The 24,485-nt window shown below is 65.7% G+C and carries 22 protein-coding genes and 1 riboswitch; of the genes, 9 read left to right on the plus strand and 13 right to left on the minus strand.

The features are described 5' to 3' along the window. Positions 1-7: 7 nt before the first annotated feature. From gspL to QPK31_RS02480, 7 genes are read left to right on the plus strand one after another with little or no spacing between them, the layout of a single operon-like run. Complete coding sequence (gene gspL / locus QPK31_RS02450) at positions 8-1,216, plus strand: type II secretion system protein GspL (RefSeq protein ID WP_290421344.1); 1,209 nt, start codon at positions 8-10, stop codon at positions 1,214-1,216. Further along, a complete protein-coding gene (locus QPK31_RS02455; RefSeq protein WP_290421345.1) occupies positions 1,213-1,734 on the plus strand; it encodes a type II secretion system protein M in 522 nt (173 codons plus the stop codon). Before gspL ends, QPK31_RS02455 begins: the two co-directional genes overlap by 4 nt. Then, on the plus strand, positions 1,731-2,504 hold the full coding sequence (gspN, locus tag QPK31_RS02460; protein ID WP_290421346.1) for a type II secretion system protein N: 774 nt from the start codon (positions 1,731-1,733) through the stop codon (positions 2,502-2,504). The genes QPK31_RS02455 and gspN overlap by 4 nt, the downstream gene beginning before the upstream one ends. A 32-nt stretch (positions 2,505-2,536) precedes the next feature. Continuing rightward, positions 2,537-4,831: a type II secretion system secretin GspD gene (gene gspD / locus QPK31_RS02465; RefSeq protein ID WP_290421347.1), complete on the plus strand. Its 2,295-nt coding sequence runs from the start codon at positions 2,537-2,539 to the stop codon at positions 4,829-4,831. A 6-nt stretch (positions 4,832-4,837) separates the two neighbouring features. Continuing rightward, a complete protein-coding gene (gspE, locus tag QPK31_RS02470; RefSeq protein WP_290421348.1) occupies positions 4,838-6,259 on the plus strand; it encodes a type II secretion system ATPase GspE in 1,422 nt (473 codons plus the stop codon). A 4-nt stretch (positions 6,260-6,263) separates the two neighbouring features. Continuing rightward, a complete protein-coding gene (gene gspF, locus QPK31_RS02475) occupies positions 6,264-7,484 on the plus strand; it encodes a type II secretion system inner membrane protein GspF (RefSeq protein ID WP_290421349.1) in 1,221 nt (406 codons plus the stop codon). A 10-nt stretch (positions 7,485-7,494) separates the two neighbouring features. Continuing rightward, positions 7,495-8,208 (plus strand): type II secretion system protein N, encoded by a 714-nt coding sequence (locus QPK31_RS02480; RefSeq protein ID WP_290421350.1) that lies wholly within the window; start codon positions 7,495-7,497, stop codon positions 8,206-8,208. Between the two features lie 331 nt (positions 8,209-8,539). Here the strand turns inward: QPK31_RS02480 and QPK31_RS02485 are convergent, their stop codons facing one another. The 10 genes from QPK31_RS02485 to QPK31_RS02530 form a co-directional block, all read right to left on the minus strand. After that, complete coding sequence (locus QPK31_RS02485) at positions 8,540-9,271, minus strand: helix-turn-helix transcriptional regulator (protein WP_290421351.1); 732 nt, start codon at positions 9,269-9,271, stop codon at positions 8,540-8,542. Positions 9,272-9,563: 292 nt separating this feature from the next. Continuing rightward, positions 9,564-9,767 (minus strand): hypothetical protein, encoded by a 204-nt coding sequence (locus QPK31_RS02490; protein ID WP_290421352.1) that lies wholly within the window; start codon positions 9,765-9,767, stop codon positions 9,564-9,566. Between the two features lie 9 nt (positions 9,768-9,776). Beyond that, positions 9,777-11,114 (minus strand): ATP-dependent protease ATPase subunit HslU, encoded by a 1,338-nt coding sequence (gene hslU / locus QPK31_RS02495; RefSeq protein ID WP_290421353.1) that lies wholly within the window; start codon positions 11,112-11,114, stop codon positions 9,777-9,779. 14 nt (positions 11,115-11,128) lie between these two features. Beyond that, positions 11,129-11,665 carry an ATP-dependent protease subunit HslV gene (hslV, locus tag QPK31_RS02500; RefSeq protein WP_290421354.1) on the minus strand — a complete coding sequence of 179 codons (537 nt, stop codon included), beginning with the start codon at positions 11,663-11,665 and terminating at the stop codon, positions 11,129-11,131. A gap of 122 nt (positions 11,666-11,787) precedes the next feature. Beyond that, a complete protein-coding gene (locus QPK31_RS02505; RefSeq protein WP_290421355.1) occupies positions 11,788-13,137 on the minus strand; it encodes an STAS domain-containing protein in 1,350 nt (449 codons plus the stop codon). Positions 13,138-13,399: 262 nt separating this feature from the next. Continuing rightward, positions 13,400-13,852: an RNA polymerase-binding protein DksA gene (gene dksA, locus QPK31_RS02510; protein ID WP_229436024.1), complete on the minus strand. Its 453-nt coding sequence runs from the start codon at positions 13,850-13,852 to the stop codon at positions 13,400-13,402. A 201-nt stretch (positions 13,853-14,053) separates the two neighbouring features. Next, the gene (locus tag QPK31_RS02515; RefSeq protein ID WP_290421356.1) at positions 14,054-15,103 is read right to left on the minus strand and encodes a GTP-binding protein; all 1,050 of its coding nucleotides are present in this window, start codon (positions 15,101-15,103) and stop codon (positions 14,054-14,056) included. Between the two features lie 114 nt (positions 15,104-15,217). Continuing rightward, complete coding sequence (locus QPK31_RS02520) at positions 15,218-16,144, minus strand: tyrosine recombinase XerC (RefSeq protein WP_290421357.1); 927 nt, start codon at positions 16,142-16,144, stop codon at positions 15,218-15,220. Positions 16,145-16,146: 2 nt separating this feature from the next. Further along, entirely contained in the window at positions 16,147-16,809 is a 663-nt protein-coding gene (locus QPK31_RS02525) for a DUF484 family protein (protein ID WP_290421358.1), read from the minus strand. Positions 16,810-16,984: 175 nt separating this feature from the next. Then, on the minus strand, positions 16,985-18,046 hold the full coding sequence (locus QPK31_RS02530; protein WP_290421359.1) for a porin: 1,062 nt from the start codon (positions 18,044-18,046) through the stop codon (positions 16,985-16,987). A 465-nt stretch (positions 18,047-18,511) separates the two neighbouring features. Between QPK31_RS02530 and QPK31_RS02535 the strand changes: the two genes are divergently transcribed. Beyond that, positions 18,512-20,146 carry a tetratricopeptide repeat protein gene (locus QPK31_RS02535; RefSeq protein WP_290421360.1) on the plus strand — a complete coding sequence of 545 codons (1,635 nt, stop codon included), beginning with the start codon at positions 18,512-18,514 and terminating at the stop codon, positions 20,144-20,146. Positions 20,147-20,208: 62 nt separating this feature from the next. Here QPK31_RS02535 and dapF read toward each other — a convergent pair whose 3' ends face one another. From dapF to QPK31_RS02550, 3 genes are read right to left on the minus strand one after another with little or no spacing between them, the layout of a single operon-like run. Beyond that, positions 20,209-21,072, minus strand: coding sequence for a diaminopimelate epimerase (gene dapF, locus QPK31_RS02540; protein ID WP_290421361.1), 864 nt, complete (start codon positions 21,070-21,072; stop codon positions 20,209-20,211). Continuing rightward, on the minus strand, positions 21,073-21,939 hold the full coding sequence (locus QPK31_RS02545) for a lipid A biosynthesis acyltransferase (RefSeq protein ID WP_290421362.1): 867 nt from the start codon (positions 21,937-21,939) through the stop codon (positions 21,073-21,075). Then, on the minus strand, positions 21,936-22,787 hold the full coding sequence (locus tag QPK31_RS02550; protein WP_290421363.1) for a lysophospholipid acyltransferase family protein: 852 nt from the start codon (positions 22,785-22,787) through the stop codon (positions 21,936-21,938). Before QPK31_RS02550 ends, QPK31_RS02545 begins: the two co-directional genes overlap by 4 nt. Before the next feature lie 184 nt (positions 22,788-22,971). Between QPK31_RS02550 and metK the strand changes: the two genes are divergently transcribed. Beyond that, on the plus strand, positions 22,972-24,138 hold the full coding sequence (gene metK / locus QPK31_RS02555) for a methionine adenosyltransferase (RefSeq protein WP_290421364.1): 1,167 nt from the start codon (positions 22,972-22,974) through the stop codon (positions 24,136-24,138). Between the two features lie 252 nt (positions 24,139-24,390). Then, positions 24,391-24,462: riboswitch (S-adenosyl-L-homocysteine riboswitch) on the plus strand. Positions 24,463-24,485: the final 23 nt, after the last annotated feature.

A 24,485-nucleotide genomic window follows, 5' to 3' on the forward strand; every position in this document is an offset into this window, starting at 1 on the left:
AGACGGTTTGACTACACTTTATATCCGGCATCCCGCGCGCGCCGAAGGCGAAGGCGCCGCCTGCCGCTTTGCCGTGGTGGGCGATGCCGGCGCCATCGAGCAGCAGGGCGAAGGCACGCTGCGCAATCTCACCGACCTGGTTGCCGCCAGCCGCCGCGTGGTGCTGCTGCTGGCCGGCGCCGACGTCAACCTGATTTCCGTGCAGGCCCCTCCGCTGTCCGGCAACAAGCTGCGCGCGGCGCTGCCCGGCCTGGTCGAGGAACACATCCTCGGCGACCCGCTCGACTGCGTGCTGATGGCCGGCCCGCAGGCCGGCGACGGCACCCGTCCGGTGGCCGTGGTCCAGCGCGACTGGCTCGAGCCCCTGGTGCGCATCCTGCTGGGGCAGGGCGCGCGCGCCGTGGTGGCGCTGCCCGCCCAGCTGTGCCTGCCGTTGCAGCCGGGTGGCGTCAGCGCCGCGATCGGCGGCAACGAGCTGTTGCTGCGCACCAGCCAGTTCGGCGGCCTGGGCCTGGCGCTGGACGCGAATCCCGCCACCGCCCTGCAGACCGCGCGCGCCCTGGCCGGCGACGCCCCGCTTATCCTGTACGTGCCGCGCGAACAGCTGGGCGAATACGGCGTGCTGCTGGCCGAGGCCGGCCCCGGTGTCCAGCTCGAAGGCGACGACTGGGCGCACTGGGTGAACGGCGCCAAGAGCACCGGATTCGACCTGGTTCCCGCCCTCGGCGCCGCCGGCGCCCGCCAGCGCGACTGGCGCCGCTGGCGCGTGCCGATCGCCCTGGCTTTCCTGGGCGTGGCGGTGAACCTGGCCGGCCTGAACATCGAATGGCTGCGCCTGCGCGGCGAATCGAACGCGGTGCGCCAGCAGATGACGCAAACCTACCGCTCGGTGTATCCGAACGAGCCGATTTCCGATCCGGTGGCGCAGATGCGCCTGCACATCAGCCGCGCCCAGGCCGGCAGCGGCCAGATCGGCGCCGACGAATTCCTGTACCTGGCCGGCGCCCTGGGCGACGCAACACGGGAAATGCCGCGCCCGCCCGGAATTACATCAATGGAGTACAAGGAACGAGCGCTGCACTTGCGCGTCAAACCGGAAACGGTCGACCCCGGCGCGCTGCAGCAGCTGCGCGCGTCCTTGTCCGCACGTAACCTGAGTATCGAAGAAACCGCGGCCGCCAACTGGACGGTGCGCAGCACAGGAGCCAAGCCATGAGTCTGGGCAGCACAATCGGCGGGGTGCGCGAGCGCGCCCAGGCCTACTGGATCGCACGCACCGACCAGGAGCGGCGTTTCCTCACGGCCGGCTTTGGCGTCGTGGTCCTGGCCTTGCTCTACATGGTGCTGGTCGAACCGGCCGTCGAGGGCCGGGCCCAGCTCCAGCGTTCGCTGCCGGCCTTGCGCCAGCAGTCCGCCGAACTCGCCGGCATGGCCGAGCAGGCGCGCGGCCTGGCCGGGCAGGCCCCGGTGCCGGTCACGCCCATGACCCAGGAAACGCTGAACGCCAGCCTCGCGGCGCGCGGCATCAAGCCCGCTTCGCTCTCGCTCACCGGCGAGTACGCGCGCATGCAGGTCAACGCCACCTCGTTCGCCAACCTGCTGGTCTGGCTCGACGCCCAGCGCCGCGAAAACCGCATCGCCGTTCAGGAAGCAAGCTTCACCGCGCAAGATCCCGCCGGCCAGGTCGATGCCAGCCTGACCCTGCGCCAGGACACCGGGGCCGGTGCCCGATGAGGCGTGTCCTGTTGTGGGGTGGCGTCGTTGCGCTTGCAGTGGCCCTGACGGTGCTGGTTTTCCTGCCCGCCAGCTGGCTCGGTAACATCGTCGAGCGCCAGACCGGCGGTCGTTTGACTCTGGGGGATGCCCAAGGTACGCTCTGGAACGGCTCAGCTTTCGTGGGCGGCGCGCCGGGTGCCGGCGGGGCGGTGACGCCGCTGTTGCCAGGGCGCTTCAGCTGGCGCCTGTCGCCGCTGGTGCTGTTCGGCCAGGTAAGCATGACGCTGGAAAATCCGCAGGCGCTGGCCCAGCCGGTATTGGTCGAGGGCAGCTGGAGTGCGTGGCAGGTGAGCGCCGGACAATTGTTGCTGCCGGCGGAAGGCCTGGCCGGGCTGGGTGCGCCGCTGAACACGCTGGCGCCCTCGGGGACGATCCGTTTGTCGTGGAACAGGCTCGACCTGGTGCGCGAAGCGAACAATGTCAGGGTGACCGGACGCACCGTCCTGAGCATGGCCGACATGGGCTCGCGCATGGCGCCGATCCGGCCGCTGGGCAGCTACGAGATGGCGATGGACTGGCGTGGCCCGCAGGCCGACCTGGTGCTCACCACGGTACGTGGAGCGCTGCTGCTGTCGGGAACGGGACAATTACAGAATGGGCGCCTGCGCTTTTCAGGGCAGGCGTCGGCCGCGGACGGCTACGAAGACACGCTGGGCAACATGCTGAACCTGCTCGGGCAGCGCCGCATGGTGAACGGTAAAAACATAATCGCACTCGAGTTCAGATAATGAAAACATCCTTCCGTCGCACCCCTGCCAGCATGTCCACTTCGCCGTCGCTGCGCCGCATCGCCGCCGGCGCCATGCTGTGCTGCGCCTTCGCCACGGCCTTGCCGCCGGCGCCTGCCTTTGCGCAGGAAAACTCCGCCGCCCTCAGCTTCGTGAACGCCGACATCGAATCGGTGATCAAGGCCGTCGGCCACTACACCGGCATGACCTTCATCGTCGACCCGCGCGTCAAGGGCACGCTGACGCTGCAGTCGGAAAAATCCCTGACCAAGAGCCAGGCCTTCGGCCTGCTCACCTCGGCCCTGCGCCTGCAGGGCTACGCGGTGGTCACCACCGGCGAAGGCTATGCCAAGGTGGTACCGGAAGCCGAGGCCAAGCTGCAGTCTTCGCCGACCCAGGTCGGTACCCGCGGCTCGCGCGCCCAGGGCGACCAGATCGCGACCCAGATCTACCACCTGCAATACGAATCGGCCGCCAACCTGGTCGCCGTGCTGCGCCCGCTGATCTCGCCGAACAATTCCATCATGGCCAATCCGGGCAACAACAGCCTGGTGATCACCGACTACGCCGACAACCTGCGCCGCCTGTCGCGCATCATCGCCGCGCTCGACGCGCCGGTGGCGGCCGACCTCGACGTCGTGCCTATCCGTAACGGCATCGCCAGCGACATCGCGACCCTGGTCGGGCGCCTGATGGAACCGGCTGCCGGCGGCGATTCCGGCCGCGTGGCCGTGCTGGCCGATCCGCGCACCAATTCCATCGTGGTGCGCGCGCCGTCGCAGGCCCGTGCGAATCTCGCCAAGTCGCTGATCGCCAAGCTCGACCAGCCGACCACCGAGCGCGGCAACATCCACGTGGTCTACCTGAAGAACGCCGACGCCAGCCGCGTCGCACAGACCCTGCGCGCGGTGGTCTCGCAAGACGCCTCGGCGGTGCCGGTGCAGCAGCAGGGCACGTCCGGCGGCAACATCCAGGCCGGCGCCCAGGGCGGCGCCGGCGGCACCGGCAGCAACCTCGGCGGCCAGCAAGGCCAGCAGAGCAGCATCGGCATGGGCGGCACCGGCAACACCTACGCCCAGCAGGGCCAGGCCACGGCGGCCGGCGCCGGCGGTGGCCAGGGTTCCGGCTTCATCCAGGCCGACGCCTCGACCAACAGCCTGATCATCACCGCGCCGGACGCCATCTACCGCAACCTGCGCGGCGTCATCGACCAGCTCGACGTGCGCCGCGCCCAGGTCTACATCGAAGCCCTGGTGGTGGAAATGACCTCCAGTAAAGCGTCGGAATTCGGCGTGCAATGGCTCGGTCTGTCGGGCGACAATGCCAGCAAGTACCGCGTCGGCGGCGTGCAGTCGTTCAACTCCACCGGCACCAACAACCTGATCAACCTGGCCGCTGCCGCGCGTAACGGCCTGACCGGCGAAAACGCCACCATCCCTTCGCTGCCGGGCCTGACGCTGGGCGTTTTCCGCCAGGTGAATGGCGAGCTGGGCCTGGGTGCGGTGGCCAGCGCCCTTGAAAACGGCGGCAACGCCAACATCTTGTCCACACCGAACATGATCACCCTCGATAACGAGCTGGCGACCATCAAGGTGGGTCAGAACATCCCGATCATCACGGGTTCGTTCACCACGGGCACGAGCGGCGCCAACAACCCGTTCCAGACCGTCGACCGCAAGGACATCGGCCTCTTGCTGAAAGTGCGCCCGCAGATTTCCGAGGGCGGCGTCGTCAAGCTGTCGATCTACCACGAGAATTCGGGCATCGACAGCTCCATTACGCGGACCGAAGGCATCGTGACCACGGTGCGTGCCATCGAAAGCAACGTCCTGGCCGACGACGGCCAGATCATCGTGCTGGGTGGCCTGATCCAGGACAACTCGAATACCGGCGAGGAAAAAGTGCGCGGGCTGGGCGACATCCCGGTGATCGGCAATCTGTTCAAGTACCGCTCGCGTACCCGCGACAAGACCAACCTGATGGTGTTCCTGCGCCCGGTCGTGGTGCGCAGCAAGGAACAGAACAACACGATTTCGATGGACCGCTACGAATACATGCGCGCCCTGGGTATTTCCTCGCAGCCGCAGGACGATACGATCCTGATGCGCAACCTGGGCGCGCCGGTCCTGCCTCCCTTAACCAATGGCCAGCCACCTGCGGGCGGCGACATGGCCACGCTGCCGCCGCCGGCGCCGCCGCCTGTGCGTCCGGGCGCCGCCATGGGGCCGGGCACCCAGCCGACACAGCAAAACCAGCCTGCCGGCCAGGCGCCCGCATCCGAGCCGGTACCCCAGTACCGCCCGGTGCAGCCGTCGAACGGGAAGTAACACGCCATGACTAATTTGTTGCCTTACGCCTTTGCCCGCGACCACGGGGTGCTGGCGCGCGCCGGCGACGACCCGGCGCAGAGCGTCGAAGTGCTGATCTCGAACAGCACGCCGCCGGCGGCAATCGCCGAAGTGTCGCGCCGCTTCGGGCGCATCGCCCTGCGCCGCCTCGATCGCAGCGAACTCGACGACGCCATCGCCAGCGCCTATGCCTCGGCCGGCGGCGACGCCAACCAGGTGGCCGACGAATTCGACGCCGACCTCGACCTGACGCGCCTGCTGCAGGATGTGCCGGCCATCGAAGACCTGCTCGAATCGTCCGACGACGCGCCGGTGATCCGCATGATCAACGCGCTGCTCACGCAATCGTTGCGCGAAGGCGCCTCCGATATCCACATCGAACCCTTCGAGCAGACCTCGGTCGTGCGCTTCCGCATCGACGGCGCCCTGCGCGACATCGTGCGTCCGCGCAAGGGCATCCATGCCTCGCTGATTTCGCGTATCAAGATCATGTCGCAGCTCGACATCGCGGAAAAACGCCTGCCCCAGGACGGCCGCATCACCCTGCGCATCGGCGGCAAACCGGTCGACGTCCGCGTTTCCACCTTGCCGACCGGCCACGGCGAACGCGCGGTGCTGCGTCTGCTCGACAAGGAAGCCGGCCGCCTCGATCTGTCGCACCTGGGCATGAGTCCCGATTTGCTGCCGCAGTTCGACAAGCTGATCAACCAGCCGCACGGCATCGTGCTGGTCACGGGTCCGACCGGTTCCGGTAAAACCACCACGCTGTACGCGGCGCTGTCGCGCCTGAACGCCTCGACTACCAACATCATGACGGTGGAAGACCCGATCGAGTACGACCTGAACGGCGTCGGCCAGACCCAGGTGAATGCGCGCATCGACATGACTTTCGCCAAGGCCCTGCGCGCGATCCTGCGCCAGGACCCGGACGTGATCATGATCGGCGAGATCCGCGACCTGGAAACGGCGCAGATCGCGGTCCAGGCCTCGCTCACCGGTCACTTGGTGCTGGCGACCCTGCACACCAACGATGCCGCCGCCGCCGTCACCCGCCTGCTCGACATGGGCATCGAACCGTTCCTGCTGTCGTCGTCCTTGCTGGGCGTGATGGCGCAGCGCCTCGTCCGCAAGCTCTGTCCACAGTGTAAGAAAAGCGATGGCGTGCAATGGCATGCGGTGGGCTGCGAACGCTGCGGCCACACCGGCTACCAGGGCCGCGTGGGCGTCTACGAGTTGCTGGAAACCGACGAGCGCATCCGCGCGCAAATCCACAACCAGGCCTCCGAAGCCGAGATCCGCACGGCGGCCCAGGCCAGCGGCATGAAAACCATGCGCGAAGACGGCGAACGCTGGCTGCGCGAAGGTGTCACCACGCAGGCGGAATTGCTGCGCGTGACGAAGGACTGAGGCCATGCCGGCATTCCGTTACGAAGCCGTCGATACGGGCGGCGCCACGCGCAAGGGCGTGGTCAACGCCGACAGCCCACGCGCCGCGCGTGCCGACCTGCGCACCCAGGGACTGACCCCGCTCAGCGTGGAAGCCATCGCGGCCCAGGTCGATGCCTCCGGCGCCACCCGCGCACGCGGCATCGGCGAGCGCCTGTCGCAAAACGAACTGGCGCTGTTCACGCGCCAGCTGGCCAGCCTGCTGGAAGCCGGTTTGCCGCTGGAACAAGCCTTCACGGCCCTGCTGGAACAGGCCGAAAAGCCGTATTTGCGCGACCTGATCGCCTCGATCCGCTCGGAAGTGATGGGCGGTATTTCCTTCTCGGCAGCGCTGTCGCACCACCCGCGCGACTTCGCCGAGATCTACCGCGCCCTTGTGGCGTCGGGCGAACAGATCGGCCAGCTGGCCAAGGTGCTGTCGCGCCTGGCGGACTACATCGAGCGCCGCAATGCGCTGGTGCAAAAGGTGCGCCTTGCGTTCACCTATCCGGCCATCGTTACCGTGGTCGCGTTCGCCATCGTGATCTTCCTGCTCACCTATGTGGTGCCGCAGATCGTCTCGGTGTTTGCGAACACCAAGCAGAAGCTGCCTTTCCTCACCGTGGTGATGCTGGCCGTGTCCGACTTCATGCGTGCCTGGGGCATCGTGCTGGGCCTGGCGCTGGTCGGCGCCTGGTTTGCCTGGCGTAACGCCCTGAAGAATCCCGTGCTGAAACGGCGCTGGCACACCTGGCTGCTGACCGCGCCCGTCTACGGCAAGTTCGAGCGCAGCCTGAACACGGCGCGTTTCGCCAGCACCCTGGCGATCACCACCGGGTCCGGCGTGCCGATCCTGCGCGCTTTGGACACCAGTCGCGAAACTTTATCGAACGTTGCGATGCGTGAGCTGGTCGAACAGGCGACGGGCAGCGTGCGCGAAGGCGTCAGCCTGGCGCGGGCCTTGTCGGCGCAAAAACATTTCCCGCCGATGCTGGTGCACATGATCCGCGCCGGCGAGATCACCGGCGAACTGCCGGCCATGCTGGAACGCGCCGCCAACTCGCAGCAGGCCGACCTCGAACGCCGCACGCTGACCATCGCCGGCCTGCTCGAACCGGTGCTGATCCTGGCCATGGGCCTGGTCGTGCTGCTGATCGTGCTGGCCGTCCTGATGCCGATCATTGAAATCAACCAGCTGGTGCGCTAACAAGGACATCATGAAGCGTTTGCCCATCCTTCTCACCCTGCTTGCGCTGGTCTTCCTGGCGGTCTCGGCCACCTATTGGGCCATGCAGTTGTACAAGCCAAAGCAGCCTCCACTTGCCGCGGCGCCACCGGCCGGCATCCCCGAGCCGGCGCCCGATGCCGCCGCAACCTTGTTCGGCGGCCAGGCCGCCACTGTCGCCGTCAGCAATTACCAGTTGACCGGCATTGTCTCGGCTGGCCGCGACAGCGTGGCCATCATCGTTGCCGACGGCCAGCCGCCGAAGGCCCTGAAAGTCGGGCGCGAACTGGCGCCGGGCGTGACCATCAGCGAAGTGCACCCGCGTTACGTGATGCTGTCCGATGGCGGCGTCATGAAGCGTGTGGAATTGATGGCCGACACCAAGCCGGCGATCCCGCTGTCGGGCGCCGCCATGCCGCCGCAAGCGCCGACTATGCAGGCCGCCCCGGTCGGCGCCATGCCGGCGGTCGAGCCGCAAACCGCACCGGGCGCCGTGGTGCGCGGCCCACCGCCGCCGGGCGAAGTCGACCCGGTGGTCGGGCCGAACGAAGAGCCGCCGCAGGAAACGCCGCCATCGCCGGCCGCCGCGAATTACAACCAGTACAACCAGGCCGTGCAAGGCAATGGCGCACCGGCCCAGCCGCAGATGCCGCCGCCGACGCGGGTGATGGGGCAGCCGTCTAGCGACCAGCCGGTGACGCAGTAAGGCGTTCGCGCTGTAAGGGCGTTCGGCACGAGCGGCAAAGCGCGTCCCGCAAACGGTCGCGTGGCCCGCAACCGCAACCGTAGGGTGGGCAGCTCGCTGCCCACGCGGAACGTCGCGTCATCTGCGGCTTTCACGTAATGGTTGGCTGAAGCGTCCTGATCAGGCTCGAAAGATACACGTTAGCGCTGATCCCTTCATACGCCAACACGTCGCCAATTCTTCGGCAAGCTCGGGTGTCGTCTCTTTGCTGGCTTACGCGTGGGCAGCGCGCTGCCCACCCTACGGTCACCTGCGCTGGCCAGGTCCAGGCGAGCTGCTACGCAATGGCCTTTTATCGCCGCAACGCCGTAAACGCCGCAAACTCCCACGACCGGAACCCCACCACCAAACTCATTCCATCCCGCTCCTCCGCCGGCAACCTGCGGTCATGCTTGTGCAACCGTGCCAGCTCGGCCGCCAACTGGGCAATCTTCTGCGCCACCTCGGCCGCACTGGCCGGCGACAGCCGCGCAGGCAAGCACATCAGCGTCTCGCCCGGCCCATCGAAGCGGCCCGCAAAGTAATCCGGCACCATGTGCTCGCGGAAGAATTGTTGTACCGGCCCGTCCGGCAGCCAGTGGAAGGCATGCGAGACGCGCATGCCATAGCGGTTCAGCGGACGCAGCTCGATCAGGCCCAGCCGGTCGAGCTCGGCCATGGCGGCGATGCATTCGGGCTGGGTCAGGCGGTAGTTGTCGACGATCTGCTCGAAGGTCCAGTGTCCCAGGCAGCAAATCGCCACCAGCAGCAGGTGCGGCTTGGCGACCAGGGCGGTTTCCTGGGGCAGGGTCAGGGCGTCGGCTTGCGGACGGGCATCGGCAGCGCGGCGCAGCACGTCTTCCAGGGCAATGCCTGCCGCCTGGCAGATCTGGGCCAGGCGCGACAGCGGCATGTCCTTCTGGCCGAACAGGCGCTTGACGCTCGACTCGCTCATGTCGATGCGTTCGGCCAGGGTTTTGTAGGTGAGATTCGCCGCGCGCAGCTCGGCGCGCAGCACGTCGACGATCAGCTCGGGTGAGCTCATGGGAATCCTGTTCAATGGCGGTGGCGCCGCACAATGTACAGGTGAATTGTTAGACAGGCAAGATGACGGGCGAGGACGTTGGCGATGCCAGCGTCCGCAGTTGGAGTGTGGTGCGCCTCTGTTCAAGTGAGGAGACCGCGTGGACACGTCATTGATGCTCCCAGCATCAATGACCCACTCTACAAAAGCGACTTACGTAGGGTGGACTCCCGAGTCCACGCGGTCTTTCGTGTCGATAAAAACCCGACGACATGCAAAATCCCGAATACCGGAACCGAAACTCCCGGAGAACTTACTCCTCCTCGTCCGCCATCAGCTTCACTTTCTTCAACTGCCGCTTGGCATCCTGGCGCTCGCTCGACAACGGCTTGGCGTGCGCCCCTGCCGAGCGGGCCTTGGCCAGTGCGGCGATCGGGTTGCGCGGCTTGCCGAACTGCTGCGACGGCTCGACGCGCAGACGCATCTTTTGCCGGGTCGCGAGTGCCTTGTTCGCCATGTTTGCTCCTTACAGCACGTAGCGCGACAGGTCTTCGTTGGCCGACAGCACGTCCAGGCGGGTGTTCACGTAGGCCGCGTCGATCGTCACCAGCTTGTCCTGCCTGTCGCTGGCATCGAAGGAGACTTCCTCGAGCAGCTTTTCCATCACCGTGTACAGGCGGCGCGCGCCGATATTCTCGGTGCGTTCGTTGACCGAGAAAGCGATCTCGGCCAGGCGGTGGATGCCGTCATCGAGGAAGTCGACCTTGATGCCCTCGGTACCCAGCAAGGCTTCGTACTGGGTGGTCAGGCAGGCATCGGTGCTGGTGAGAATGCGCTTGAAGTCGTCGATCGACAGCGATTCCAGCTCGACACGGATCGGGAAACGCCCCTGCAGCTCCGGAATCAGGTCCGACGGCTTCGACAGGTGGAACGCGCCCGAGGCAATGAACAGGATGTGGTCGGTACGGATCATGCCGTACTTGGTGTTCACGGTCGTGCCCTCGACCAGCGGCAGCAAATCGCGCTGGACGCCGGCGCGCGAGACGTCGGCGCCGCCGTGTTCCGAACGGGTCGCGATCTTGTCGATCTCGTCGAGGAAGACGATGCCGTTGTTCTCGACATTGTGGATCGCCTTCTGCTTCATCTCGTCTTCGTTGATCAGGCGCGCCGCTTCTTCCTCGGCCAGCACCTTCATCGCTTCCTTGATCTTCATCTTGCGCGGCTTCTTGCGCGTGTTGCCGACGCCGGCAAACATCGACTTGATCTGTTCCGTCATTTCTTCCATGCCCGGCGGCGCCATGATTTCCATCTGCGGCGCGGCATCAAGCACTTCGATTTCGACTTCGCGGTCGTCGAGCGAACCTTCGCGCAGGCGCTTGCGGAAGGTCTGGCGCGTGCTGTCGCCTTCCTTCGCCTCGGCGGAGGCGCTGACATTGAAGCCGAAGTCGCGCGCCGGCGGCACCAGGATGTCGATGATGCGGTCTTCGGCGGCATCTTCGGCGCGCTGGCGCACCTTTTTCATTTCCGAGGCGCGGGTCTGCTTCACGCCGATGTCGATCAGATCGCGGATGATGGTGTCGACGTCGCGGCCGACGTAGCCGACCTCGGTGAACTTGGTGGCTTCGATCTTGATGAAAGGCGCGTCGGCGAGTTTCGCCAGGCGGCGCGCGATTTCGGTCTTGCCGACGCCGGTCGGGCCGATCATCAGGATGTTTTTCGGGGTGATCTCGTGGCGCAGCGGCTCGGCCACCTGCTGGCGGCGCCAGCGGTTGCGCAGGGCGATGGCGACGGCACGCTTGGCCTTGCCCTGGCCGACGACGTGCTTGTCCAGTTCCGACACGATTTCGAGGGGAGTCATGTTCATGATATGCATGCCGGTCAGTCCAGCGTTTCGATGATGTGGGACAAATTGGTGTAGATGCACAGCTCGCCGGCAATCGTCAGTGCTTTCTTGACGACCTCGGCAGGCGGCAGCTCGGTGTTTTCCTGCAGCGCCTTGGCTGCGGACTGGGCGTAGATGCCGCCCGAACCGATCGCACCGATGCCGTCTTCCGGCTCGAGCACGTCGCCATTCCCGGTGATAATCAGGGTCACTTCCTTGTCGGCCACCAACAGCATCGCTTCAAGCTTGCTCAGCATGCGATCGGTGCGCCAGTCCTTGGCCAGCTCGACCGAGGAGCGCAACAGATTGCCCTGGTGTTTCTCGAGCTTGGCTTCGAAGCGGTCGAGCAGGGTAAAGGCGTCGGCGGTGGCGCCGGCGAAACCGCACAGGACCCTGCCCTGGTACAGTTTGCGCACCTTGCGCGCCGAGCCCTTCATGACGACGTTCCCCAGGGTGACCTGGCCGTCGCCGCCCAATGCGACTTGCGCGCCGCGACGTACACTCACAATCGTGGTGCCGTGAAATTGTTCCATATCTGCCTCGTGGTTGACTAGCCCTCCGCAAGTGGGGCTATTGCACAAAATTGCAAGACAGGATGACGCTAAAGCTCAGCAGTATTCGCAGACTGCCATTCCGCACGATCGCTCAGTACAGTTCAATATCTGTGCGCATACAGGCGCGCACAGTCGCCGTAGTTCAGGAGGCGCAGCAGGGCCGCCACCATGTGGTTCAGCTCGCGCAGCTCGACCGGATGCCCCGCGCCGGCCAGGCTCCGCAGCCTGACGTGCAGGGCGCCGGCCGCGGTGAAACCGATGCGCGCCAGGCGCGAGCAGTCGAGCACGACCGGCGTCGCGAGGACGGGCACGCCGCCGTCCGTAGCGCCGGAAACGTCCCCGTCCGAGGCGGCATAGGCATCGATCGCCGCCAGCAAGGCGCCGATATCGCCGTCCACCGCCGGCGGCAAGAGAAAACGCTGTTCGGCTTCCAGCCCCGCGGTATTCGCCGCTGCCGCGCTGGCCGCGCCGGCCGGGGCAAGCAGCGGCGTTTCGAACGACGGCGGCGACACCTCGAAGGTCACGCAATAATCCATCGCGGTTTCCTCGAAATCCTTTTCGCGGTCCAGCAGTTGCAGCAGTTCGAGCAGGAGCAGCCAGGGCGCTTCGCCACTGCCGCGTTCGCCGATGGCCAGCATCGGGCGCAGCACCGCCAGCAAGGCGTCCGCGCCGGCCAGGACCACGGCGCGCTCTTCGCGGCGCAGGGCTTGCAGGCTGGCCAGCAGGGCGCCGCAGCCTTCGGGATTGGCGCTGCGCACGGCGCCGAAGTCGAGCCGCACCGGCGTGCCCGGCGGCGCCGGCTTGCGCAGCGCCGCCAGGTGCGCGCCCAGGCTGGCGTCGAGCGCGGCCGGCAGGCGCAAGGCCGGGGCCACGCCCGCGAAAGCCGGTTGCGGCGCGGCGCGCGGCAGACGGTCGGTGTAGGCGGGCGGGGAAGTTTCGAAATGGCTGGCGTAGTCGATGGCGATGCTGTCGAAGTCCTGCTCGCGGCCCTGGGCCTGGTACAGGTCGAAGAGCATCCACCAGGGCAGGCGTTCGGTGCGGCCGAGCTCGCCCAGGCAGTCGCGCAGCATGCCCTCGGCCAAATCCGCCTGGCCATTGGCATACAGGATGGCGCTTTCCTCGACCACGGGCGCGTTGGCCGGGGTGACGGCGGTGTCCGGCTGTTCGGCCAGGGGGCCGAGTTCGGTGTCGGCGCTGGTGGCCAGCGGAGTGGCGGCAGCGGCCGGCGGGCGGTGGCCGCTGCCCCAGCCGGCGTCGAGGTCGTCGAACAGGTCGGTGGTCATGGCCAGTTCGATGGCGTCGATCTTGGCGGCGGTGGCGCGCGCGATGTCGCGCTGGCGCTCGCGTTCGGCATCGGTCGACAGGCGCGAGGGTTCGCCCGCGCGCAGGCGCGTGGCCGGCGCCTCGGCTACCCCGTCATTCTTTTTCTTCAGGAAGGAGAATAAGCCCACGTCGTTTCCGTCTATCGTTTGCCCGCTGTTACCTTACGCCTGCGTCGCATGACAGTGCGCTTTGCAAGCGCTCATCCATGACGGTAGCACGGACGCCCACGCGACGTCCTGCGCACACGTGCGCAGGCGCAAACCCTGTGCAGGCGAGCGCTAGTGTATCCCATGGGAAAGATTTTGACGGCACGCCTGGTGCTGCCGGACGTGTAAAAAAGAAAAAAGCATGCGGTTGCGCGCATGCTTTTTCGGTGGGGGCGTGATCGGATCAGTCGCCGTACAGTTTTTGCTTCAGTTCACGGCGCTGTTGGGCTTCGAGCGACAGGGTGGCGGTCGGACGGGCGATCAGGCGCGGAATGCCGATCGGCTCGCCGGTTTCCTCGCACCAGCCGTATTCGCCGGCTTCGATGGCGGCCAGCGATTGCTGGACCTTTTTCAGCAGCTTGCGTTCGCGGTCGCGGGTGCGCAGTTCCAGCGCGTGCTCTTCCTCGATGGTGGCGCGGTCGGCCGGGTCCGGGACCAGGACGGTTTCGCGCAGGTGCTCTGTGGTCTCACCGGCGTTTTTCAGCAGCTCTTTCTCGAGCTGTTGCAGGCGGTCCTTGAAGAACGCGAGCTGGGCCGGGTTCATGTAGTCCTCGTCGCCCATCGCCCGAATTTCCTCTTCCGAAATGAGTCGGTCTTCGGACTGCGCGGCGGTATTCGATTTCGTTGTTTTAGTCATGTTGCCTTCGATACGACAGAGGTTTCATTTTATCAGCTGGCTCAGCAACAACGCCGGGTCACGGGGCGTGTACGTCTTCCAGCTGCCATGACGGCACAGCAATCTGCCGTCTTCGCCGCCGGACTGGCCGGCGGCGCCTGCTTGGCGGTGCCTGTCATGCCGTGGCAAAAGGCGCGACGGGTACCGCGAAACCGGGATAGTTTATACCAAACACTGTTCCAATCCGCGGATAAATACGTCTTTTGGTAAATTTTTACCAATAAACACCATTTTACTGCCTCGGGCTTCGTTCTCTTCCCACTTTGCGCCCAGGTCACTGCCCATGATTTGATGCACGCCTTGGAACACGACTTTGCGGTCGGCGCCCTGCATGGAAAGAACGCCCTTGTAGCGCAGCATGTTCGGGCCGAAAACCTGCACCAGGCTGCCGAGGAACTGGTCCAGGCGTTCCGGATCGAAAGCGCGTTCGCTCTTGAACACGAAAGCGGCGATGTCGTCGCTGTGGTGCGAATGGTGGTGGTCGTGGCTGCAGGCCTCGCCGTGTGCATGGTCGTGGCCGCAATGCGCGTGGTCGTGGTCATGATCATGATCGTCGGCGCGCAGGAAATCGGGATCGAGCTCCAGCTTGTCGTTCAGGTTGAAGCCGCGCAAGTCCATCACTTCGCTCAGCGGCGCGCTGCCGAAGTCGGAGGTCGAGATCGGCGCGCGCGGGTTGATGCGCGCCAGGCGCGCCTTCAGGGCGTCGATGGCGGCGGCATCCACCAGGTCCAGCTTCGAGAGCAGGATCTTGTCGGCAAAGCCGACCTGGCGCTGGGCTTCTTCGTGGCGGTCCAGCTGGTCCATCGCATGGCGGGCGTCGACCACGGTCACCACGGCGTCGAGCAGGTAGTAAGCACCAACTTCCTCGTCGACGAAGAAGGTCTGGGCCACCGGTCCCGGATTGGCCAGGCCCGTGGTTTCGATGACCACGCGGTCGAAAGCGAGTTCGCCGGCTTCGCGCTTTTGCGCCAGGTTCGTCAATGCGACGATCAGGTCGCCGCGCACGGTGCAGCAGATGCAGCCGTTGTTCATCTCGACGATCTGCTCGCCGCTGTCCTGGACCAGGATTTCGTTGTCGATGTTTTCCTGGCCAAATTCGTTTTCGATGACGGCGATGCGCAGGCCGTGTTCCTCGCGCAGGATGCGGTTGAGGAGGGTGGTCTTGCCGGCGCCGAGGAAGCCGGTCAGGATGGTGGCAGGAATCAGTGACATGGTCTTTACGTTGCGTTGTGCCTGGTATCAGGCGCGGAGAATCGAAAGATTATGCCGTAATTTGCAATCTGCCACCATCAACCGTGCCAGCCTTTGCGTCAGCTCAGGTAAAGCCTACTTCAGCTTCGCCCGCGGATGCGCCCGGTCATAGACAGCGGCCAGGTGCTGGAAGTCGAGCGCCGTGTAGACCTGGGTAGACGTGATGCTGGCGTGGCCCAGGAGTTCCTGCACGGCGCGCAGGTCGCCCGAGGATTGCAGCAGGTGCGAGGCAAACGAGTGGCGCAGCACGTGCGGGTGCACGTGCACCGGGGTGCCGGCCTTCAGGGCATGCTGTTTCAGGCGGTGCTGGACCACGCGCGGCGTGACGCGGGTGCCGCGGCTGGACAGGAACAGGGCGGCGCTGCCGTCGCTGGCCGGCGGACGCACCGCCAGCCAGGCCGCCAGCGCCTCGCGCGCCGGGGCGCCGACCGGCACCCGGCGCATCTTGCCGCCCTTGCCGGTGACCACGACGTCGCCGGCGGCGGCATCGAACCAGCCGAGCGAGGCGCCATGCGCGTGGTCGGTATAGGCCAGGTCGAGCCCGGCCAGTTCCGACACCCGCAGGCCGCTCGAATACAGCAGTTCGAACATGGCGCGGTTGCACAATTCCTCGGGCTCGGGATGGCCGTGGCGGTTCGCTTCCAATAACTGCACGGCGTCGTCGACGGCCAGCGCCTTCGGCAGCGACTTGGCGCGGCGCGGGGCGCGCACGCCGTCGACCGGGTTGGCCGGCAGGGCGGTGTGCAGCGACAGCCACGCATAGAAGCCGCGCCAGCCGGACAGCTTGCGGGCGATCGAACGCGGATTCTGGCCGGCGCCATGCAGGCGCGCGGCAAAGCGGCGCATGTCGGCGTGGTTCAGCCTGGTCCAGTCCGTGTGGCCGGCCAGTTGCGCCAGCTCGGCCAGGTCGCGCCGGTAGGCGCCGATCGTGTGCGGGGACAATTGGCGCTGGGTGAGCAGTTCACCCAGGTAGCGCTGCGCCCAGTCTGCGCCGCCCTCCATGCTCAGGCGCGCAGCTGGGCCAGCGCGGTGCTGGCGCTCTGGCCCAGCTGGACCAGGAAATCGGTGGCCATGACTGGGCTGAAGCGTTCGGTATCCGGCGAACCCAGTACCAGCAGGCCGAAGGTCTTGCCGTCGGCCACCAGCGGCAGCAGTACGGTCGAGCGTACCGCTGCCGGATCGTCGAGCCAACGCACCGCCTCGAAATCCTTGTTCGGGCCGCAATAGGGCACGCGCAGGCTGGCCGCGAACAGGCGCGCATCCTCGGTCACGCCGGCTGCGAATGGAGCGTCGGCATGTTCTGCTGCCACATTCCACAAGCGCAAGGTGGCTTGCGGCACGCCGAAGTGAGCGACCAGGCCGTCGACCAGGTCGCGTGCCATGGCCGCGCCGCCTTGCGAGCGCAGCAGGGCCAGATGCCAGGCGTGGAAATTGTTCAGGATCGTGGTGTTGTCGGTGGCGGTACGCACCAGTTCCGCCATGCGCAGCTCGAGCGCGTTGTATTTCGCGCGCATCACTTCCATCTGGCGTTCCTGCAAGGACACCGTCTTGCCGGTCAGCGGGCTGGACAGCCTGACGTCGCCCAGCAGGCCGGCATGTTCTTCGAAAAAGCGTGGATGGTCGGCCAGGTATTGGGCGACGGCGGCGGAGTCCAGGGTGGCGGTCATCTTAGGTCTTGCAGTAATAGTGTGTGCGCAATTCTACCCGAGCGGGACAGGGCGGCGGGCAGAAAAAGGGCGCCTGCGCAACGCCGTTCCCGGCACGGTGGAATGAAAAAAGGCGGACACCGTTGCCGATGTCCGCCTTCCTTATCCAGTCTGTCGGGCCGGAGCCCAGGTCAGCTTAGAACGAGTGGTTGATGCCCAGGTCGTAGTAGTTGACCGAACGATCCACGCCGAACTGGGCCTGAGGGCCAGTCTTGCGCGACGCGTCGATGTACAGGTAGGTACGCTTCGACAGGCTGTACTCGTAGCCCAGCGACATCTGCTTGGTCTTGATGTAGTTGTCTGGATCTTTCTGGCCGTAACCGACCAGGATCTTGCCTGGACCCATGGTGTAGTTGGCGCCCAGGACCCATGCGTTGGTCTCAGGACCGACGCGGACACCGTTCGCCAGCACTGGCAGCGCGGTGAAGGCGTTGCCCTGGTCCTGGTGGGTGTACAGGGCCATCAGTTTCAGTTGCGGGGTTGCCATGAACGAACCGGCAGCCGACCAGACCTTGGTTTCGACGGCGTTACGCTCGTAGCCCAGCATCAGGGCTGCAGGACCGTTGTTGTAGGTGGTCGAGATCGAGAACGGATTGGCCGATGCTTCGGCGCCGACCGGGTACTGGGTGCCGACTGCACGGCCGTTGGCGCCTGCGCCTTCCTTGGTGGCGATCGCGGCGTTCACCTGGAAGCCGCTGACGACTGGCGAGTTGTACCAGAAGGCGTTCGACCAGCGGTTGTTCGACGAGTTGGCTGGTTCCAGCGGTGCCGAGTTGTAGCCTGCGACTGCCAGGTCGGTGTAGAAGCCGCCCTGGTTCGGCAGTGCGTGCCATGGCTCGAAGGCGCCGATGGTTTCCTGGTACGGGGTCAGGCCACGACCGATGCGGACCATACCGAAGTCGCCCTGCAGGCCGACGCGGCTCTGGCCCTGGAACAGCGGACGCGAACCGTTTTCGACGGTGCCGGTGTCCGACTCGTAGCGGATTTCCAGTTGGAACAGGGCTTTCAGGCCGTTGCCCAGGTCTTCAGTACCCTTGAAACCCAGGGTGTTGGCTGCGCGCTTGCCGATCGACAGGGTGTTGCCGCTGCTTTTCTGGACGCCAGCATCGACGGTACCGTAGATCTGGACGGAGGTTTGTGCATGGGCAACGCCGGCGAAAGCGCCAACAAGAGCGACTGCCATCAGTGACTTTTTCATTTATTCGTATCCTTCTTATAAGTGAATCGGGATCCAGAGAGCATTGAGACTTTATTGGTTTGCTGAATACTCGGACGAGTGAACAGTAATTGCTTAATGCGTCAAGATTGCCGGATTGGTTAATTATGCGTGCTGGACTTGGTGGAAAGCCAATTTAACCAATCGTGCTGTTGTATTTTCGAAACGCTGAGCTCGCCTTTTCGCACCATCGAAGTGCTTGCCGCACTGCAATGTGGCTGAGTTCCGCTTCGTTTCGGTGCCCTTGTTCGATATCAATCATTGGGCGGTTCGGGTCATGACGGGCCCGGTGCTGGCTTAGACTTTTCCCAAACCCGTGCAGTGTGGGCGTGATTTTTCCGGTTCTTGTATATTGGCAACTTTGGCCGCGGCAGGCGCCGCCGGTCGCCGCCTTGCCGGTCCTGATCGCGCTCCTGCTGCCCCATCCCATTCATAAAGACCCGAACGATGGCTAATCGTGAAGAACTGGCGATCATCCGCGGCGCCCGTGCCGGCCGCGCCGATGCCCAGCTCGCGCTCGGCAAGCGCTACCTGTTCGGCAGCGCCGGCCTGCCGCAGAGCCTGCCAACCGCGCTGCACTGGCTCGACCGCGCCGCGCGCCAGGGTTGCGCCGAATCGTGCGAACTGATCGGCAATCACGTGCCGATCGAGCTGGCGCGCCAGCATCCGACGCCGCTGGCGCCCTGGTACGAGCAGGCCTACGACGCCGGCAATACCCGCGCCGGCCTGGTGCTGGCCCAGCTGTTGCTTGAAAAGCCAGGCGTGGCCGCCGTGCCGGCGCGCCGGGCAAAAGCCTTGCGCGCCCTGGAGGACGCGGCCCGCGCCGGTTTCGCCGAGGCCCAGTGGCTGCTGGCGCGCCAGCCCGAAGCCGTCGCGACGGTCGCCGGTGCCAACGGCGCCGGCGCCCTGCGCAGCCCGGCACGCGCGCCGCATGCGCCGGCCGCCAACGCGCCTGCCTCCGCAGGCGGATCGGCCGGCAACTGCCAACCCTGGCTGCGCCGGGCCGCCGACAGCGGCCTGGCCGAAGCGCAGTTCGCCTTGCTCGAGCAAAGCTGGAAAGGCGAACGCTGGAGCGATTACTTCGAGCGGGCGCTGCCGCTGGCGCGTGCCCTGGCCAAGGGCGGCAGGGAACAGGCCCAGCGCCTGACGCCGGGCGAAGTCGGCCTGCTGTCCCGGGTCGCACGGCTGGTCGAACAGGGCGAGGGCGCGGGTGTGGACGAGACCGAGCTGCACACTTTCTGGGAACTTGCCGCGGCCGAGAACGACCGCCATGCCCAGCTGGCCATGGGCCTGTGGTATGCACGCATGCAGGTCGACGGCACCCGGGTCGCGGGCGGCGCCGGCGCGGCGAATTTCAAGAAGGCGATCCGCTGGCTGCTGCTGGCCGGCGAACAGGGGCTGGCGGCGGCCTGGTACGCGCTGTCGCGTATCTATATCAAGCCTGAATTTTCCCAGCGCAATGTGGCCGACGCCCAGCGCTATCTGGAACGGGCTGCCGAAATGGGTTACCGGGTCGCCCAGCTCGAGTGCGGCAACAATGCCTGGCGCGCGCGCCGCGAAAACGAAAACAACGATGTGCGCGCCGTCTACTGGCTGCAGCAGGCCGCCGCCGGCGGCTGCCCCGACGCTGCCGGCGCGCTGCACAAGATCGCCCCGCGCCTGTTCGATCCCGTGCATACCGAAACCGGGGCCCTGCTGGGCTGCGCGATCGATCTCTCGAACCACCCGCTGCTGGCCGCGCGGCTGGAACTGGCGGCGCTGTTCAACCTCAGCCGCGCCGAAGCGCTGCTGGTCGACCTGCATGCGGCCGACCAGGGCCACTGCCTGGTGATCGACATCCGCGCCAGCTATGGGCGCAGCAAGCGGCGCCTGGTCATGATCGACACCGCGCACGAGCGCCAGGCGCTGGACCGCATCGTGGCCTTGTTCGAGAACATCGATTGCGGTCCTGGCGGGCCGGAAGGCAATTACCGCCAGCGCCTGTACCGGCTGCGCACCGTCGTCACCGAAGCCGGACCCGGGCTCAAGCCAAGCGGGCCAGGCACGCGGCGCGCGAATGCGTCCTACGGCATGGCGGCCTGACAACTCAGGCGCGCATGCCTCGGATGGCGCTCAGATGGACTTAGATGGCGCTCAGATAACGCTCAGATGGCTATTTCGCCTTCGAACACCGTCACGGCAGGGCCGCTCAGGTAAACCGGCTGGCCTTCGCCGGCCCAGGCAATCGACAATTCGCCGCCGCGCGCCGACACCCGCACTGGGGAATCCAGCAAACCGCGCCGGATGCCGGCCACCACCGCCGCGCAGGCGCCGGTGCCGCAGGCCAGGGTTTCACCGGCGCCGCGCTCGTACACGCGCAGCCTGACATGCCCGCGTTCGACGACTTGCATGAAGCCGGCATTCACGCGCTTCGGAAAGCGCGGGTGCCGCTCGATCTGCGGACCAAGCTCGGCCACCGGCGCGGTGTCCACATCGTCGACCACCTGCACCGCATGCGGATTGCCCATCGATACGGCCGATACCAGCACCGTGTGCCCGGCATTGTCCAGCCGCAGGTCCAGGGGCCACAGGGTATCGCGGCCCTCGGGCTGGCCGGCCAGGCCGCTGCTGTCAAAAGGCACGGCAGCCGGTTCCAGCACCGGCGCGCCCATGTCGACCGTCACGCTGCCGTCGTCTTCCAGGCGCGGCTCGATGATGCCGGCCATGGTCTGCACACGGATGCTGCGCTTGTCCGTCAGCCCTTTTTCGCTGACGAAGCGGACAAAGGCGCGCGAACCGTTGCCGCACTGCTCGACTTCGCCGCCATCGCTATTAAAGATGCGGTAGCGGAAATCGCAGCCCGCTTGCGTCGGGCGTTCGACCACCAGGATCTGGTCGGCGCCGACGCCGAAGCGGCGGTCGCCCAGCTGGCGCCACTGCGCGCTGCTGAAGTCGATGTCCTGGTGGATGGCATCGATCACGACGAAATCGTTGCCGGCGCCGTGCATTTTGGTGAACTTGAGTTTCATTTATTCGTCGTACAAAGAAGGTTCGCCTGGCGGGCGCGTCTTGAAGCGCTTGTGCGTCCAGAAATATTCGCTCGGGGCTTCGCGCACGCGTTCCTCGATGAAGGCGTTCATGCGCCGCGTCGCTTCGACCATGTCGGTGCCCGGATAATTTTCCCAGGCAGGAAAAAAGCGTACGCGCCAGCCCTGGTAGTTCGGCAGGAAAGTCGCCACCACCGGGATCACCTTGGCGCCGGTGGTCGCTGCAATACGGCCGAGCGCGGTCAGCGTCGCCGCCGGCACGCCGAAGAAGGGCACGAATTCGGCATCTTTTTCGCCGAAGTCCATGTCCGGCAGCATGAAGTAGGGCAGGCCGTCGCGCAATGCGCGCAAGATCGGCTTGATGCCTTCCTTGCGCGTGACCAGGCGCACCGGGCCGTAGCGTTCGCGGCCGTGGCGCAGCAATTTGTCGAAGGCTTCGTTCTTTTGCGGCACGTACATGCTGCACACGGGGATCACGCGCGACGCGACACCGGCCACATCCAGGCAGACGAAGTGCGGACAGAGCAGGATGGTCGGGCCGGCTTCCATCTCGGCCTGGGGCACGGCCGGCTCGACCTGGATCAAACTGCGCACGCGCGCTTCCGGCGCCCACCACAGGATGGAACGCTCGAAAATGCTGCGCGAATAACCGCGGAAATGCTGGCGCGCAATCGCATGCCGCTCTTTTTCGCTCAGTTCGGGCAGGCACAGGCGCAAATTGGTCAGCGCGATCTTGCGCCGTTTGCCGAGGATCAGAAACATCAGGCTGCCGATGGCTTCGCCGAAACGGCCGAGGATGGGGAGCGGCAGCCAATGCAGCAGCCACAGGAAAGCGATCAGGACCCTCATGCGACGGCCTCGGCTTGCGGCGCATCGACGCCCTGCGGTTGTTTATAGCGGTTGTAGCTCCAGAAATACTGGGCCGGTGCACGAGCAATCAATTGTTCCATCGCGCGATTGATGCTGGCGGCCTGCTCGGCCGGGCTGCCGGCGAGCTCGCCTTCGAAGGGCACGAAGCGCACCACGTAGCCGCGCCCCTTTGGCAGGCGCTCGGCATATACCAGCAGGATGTCGGCCTTGCCCAGCTGGGCAAGCTTGGCGGGCAGCGTCATCGTGTAGGCGTTGCGGCCGAACCATGGCGCCCAGGTGCCTTCGCCTTCCTGCGGCACCTGGTCGGGCAGCAAGCCGATCGGCTGGCCGCTCTTCAGGGTCTTGGCCAGGATGCGTACGCCGGACAGGTTCGCCGGCGCCAGGTGCAGGTTGTGGCGCGCACGGGCGCCTTCGACCAGCGGCCGCAAGGCGTCCTTGCGCGGCGGGCGATACATGACTGTCAATGCCGTGTGCAGGGCAATTTGCTGGGCTGTCATTTCAAAACAGCCAAGGTGTGGCGTGAGGAACACAATCCCGCGGCCGGCATCGAGCACGCGCTGGACCATGTCCCAATTTTCAACAGTTGCATGGCGTGCCACGCGTTCGGGTTTGCCGCACCACACGAACGCCAGCTCGACGATGGCCTTGCCGGCTTCGGCAACGGCGGCGCGTCTATAGGCGCTGTACCCGGCCTGGGCCAGGTTGGCGTCGAGGCGGCGGCGGTAGGAAGGGGAGAGCAGGTAGACCAGCCAGCCAAGGGCGGCGCCCAGCGCATGCAGCATGCGCAAGGGGAAAATTGACAAGACTCTGAATAAAATAACTAGCATGCGTTTGATCGGGGTTGAGGACGAGACGGTCCCCTCCGCCAAAAATTTCTTAAAGGAGCGTAAAATACCACTTTACGCAGGATCCGCCGAGTTAATAGACAACTTGCGAAGCGGAATATAAATGTCGCTAAAGCGTCGCAGGCATGTTGCTGCGGCAGTTTTTTGAACAGTAACAGGAGCCTTCATGTCCAACGATTACCTCTTCACTTCCGAATCCGTCTCGGAAGGCCATCCCGACAAAGTCGCCGACCAGATTTCGGACGCGATTCTCGACGCCATCCTCGAGCAGGACCCGCGTGCCCGCGTCGCCGCCGAAACGCTGTGCAACACCGGCCTCGTCGTGCTGGCAGGAGAAATCACGACCCACGCCAACGTCGATTATATCGGCGTGGCACGCAACACCATCAAGCGCATCGGCTACGACAACACCGACTTCGGCATCGACTACAAGGGCTGCGCGGTCATGGTCTGCTACGACAAGCAGTCCCCGGACATCGCCCAGGGCGTCGACGAAGGCGCTGGCCTCGACCTCGACCAGGGCGCCGGCGACCAGGGCCTGATGTTCGGCTACGCCTGCGACGAAACCGCCGAGCTGATGCCGGCCGCCATCCACTATGCCCACCGCCTGGTCGAGCGCCAGTCGCAGCTGCGCAAGGACGGCCGCCTGCCATGGCTGCGTCCCGACGCCAAGTCGCAGGTCACCCTGCGCTACGTCGACGGCCGCCCGGTCGCCGTCGACACCGTGGTCCTGTCGACCCAGCACCATCCGGATGTCACCCACTCGCAGATCGAGGAAGCGGTGATCGAGGAAATCATCAAGCCGATCCTGCCGCGCGAGTGGCTGCAAGGCACCAAGTACCTGGTCAACCCGACCGGCCGCTTCGTCATCGGCGGCCCGCAGGGCGACTGCGGCCTGACCGGCCGCAAGATCATCGTCGACACCTACGGCGGCGCAGCCCCGCACGGCGGCGGCGCGTTCTCGGGCAAGGATCCGTCGAAGGTCGACCGTTCGGCTGCCTACGCCGCCCGCTACGTGGCGAAGAACATCGTCGCCGCCGGCCTGGCGCGCCAGTGCCAGGTGCAGGTCAGCTACGCCATCGGCGTGGCGCGTCCGATCAACATCACCGTGTACACCGAAGGCACCGGCGTGATCTCCGACGAGAAGATCGCCAAGCTGGTCATGGAACACTTCGACCTGCGCCCGAAAGGCATCGTGCAAATGCTCGACCTGCTGCGCCCGATCTACCAGAAAAGCGCCGCCTACGGCCACTTCGGCCGCGAAGAGCCGGAATTCACCTGGGAGCGCACCGACAAGGCGGCGCTGCTGCGCGCCGAGGCTGGCCTGTCGTAAAAGACGAAGCGGCTGCTTTGGTAGGGTGGGTTCTTGAACCCACCATTGATATGTGGGCATGCCGCTGACGCTGGCCAGCATGGGGTGGGTTCGAGAACCCACCCTACGTCTACCGAAATTGGTGGGTTCGAGAACCCACCCTCCGTCTACCGAAATTGGTGGGTTCAAGAACCCACCCTACGTTCATGTTGCAGCCGCAGCAAATTGGGCGCCGCCGAGCTTCCCCCAAGCGCCATCCGTGCTAAACTACTCCGTTCCGAGGAGCGTTGCGACGAAAAGATTCCTTTTCGCCAGGCTCGGACATCAACACTGCGCTCACGTTACTTTTTTCTAAACATTGAAAGGAG

Origin of the sequence: Massilia sp. YIM B02769, from assembly GCF_030411995.1 — a bacterium.
In the GTDB taxonomy this organism is placed as follows: domain Bacteria; phylum Pseudomonadota; class Gammaproteobacteria; order Burkholderiales; family Burkholderiaceae_D; genus Telluria.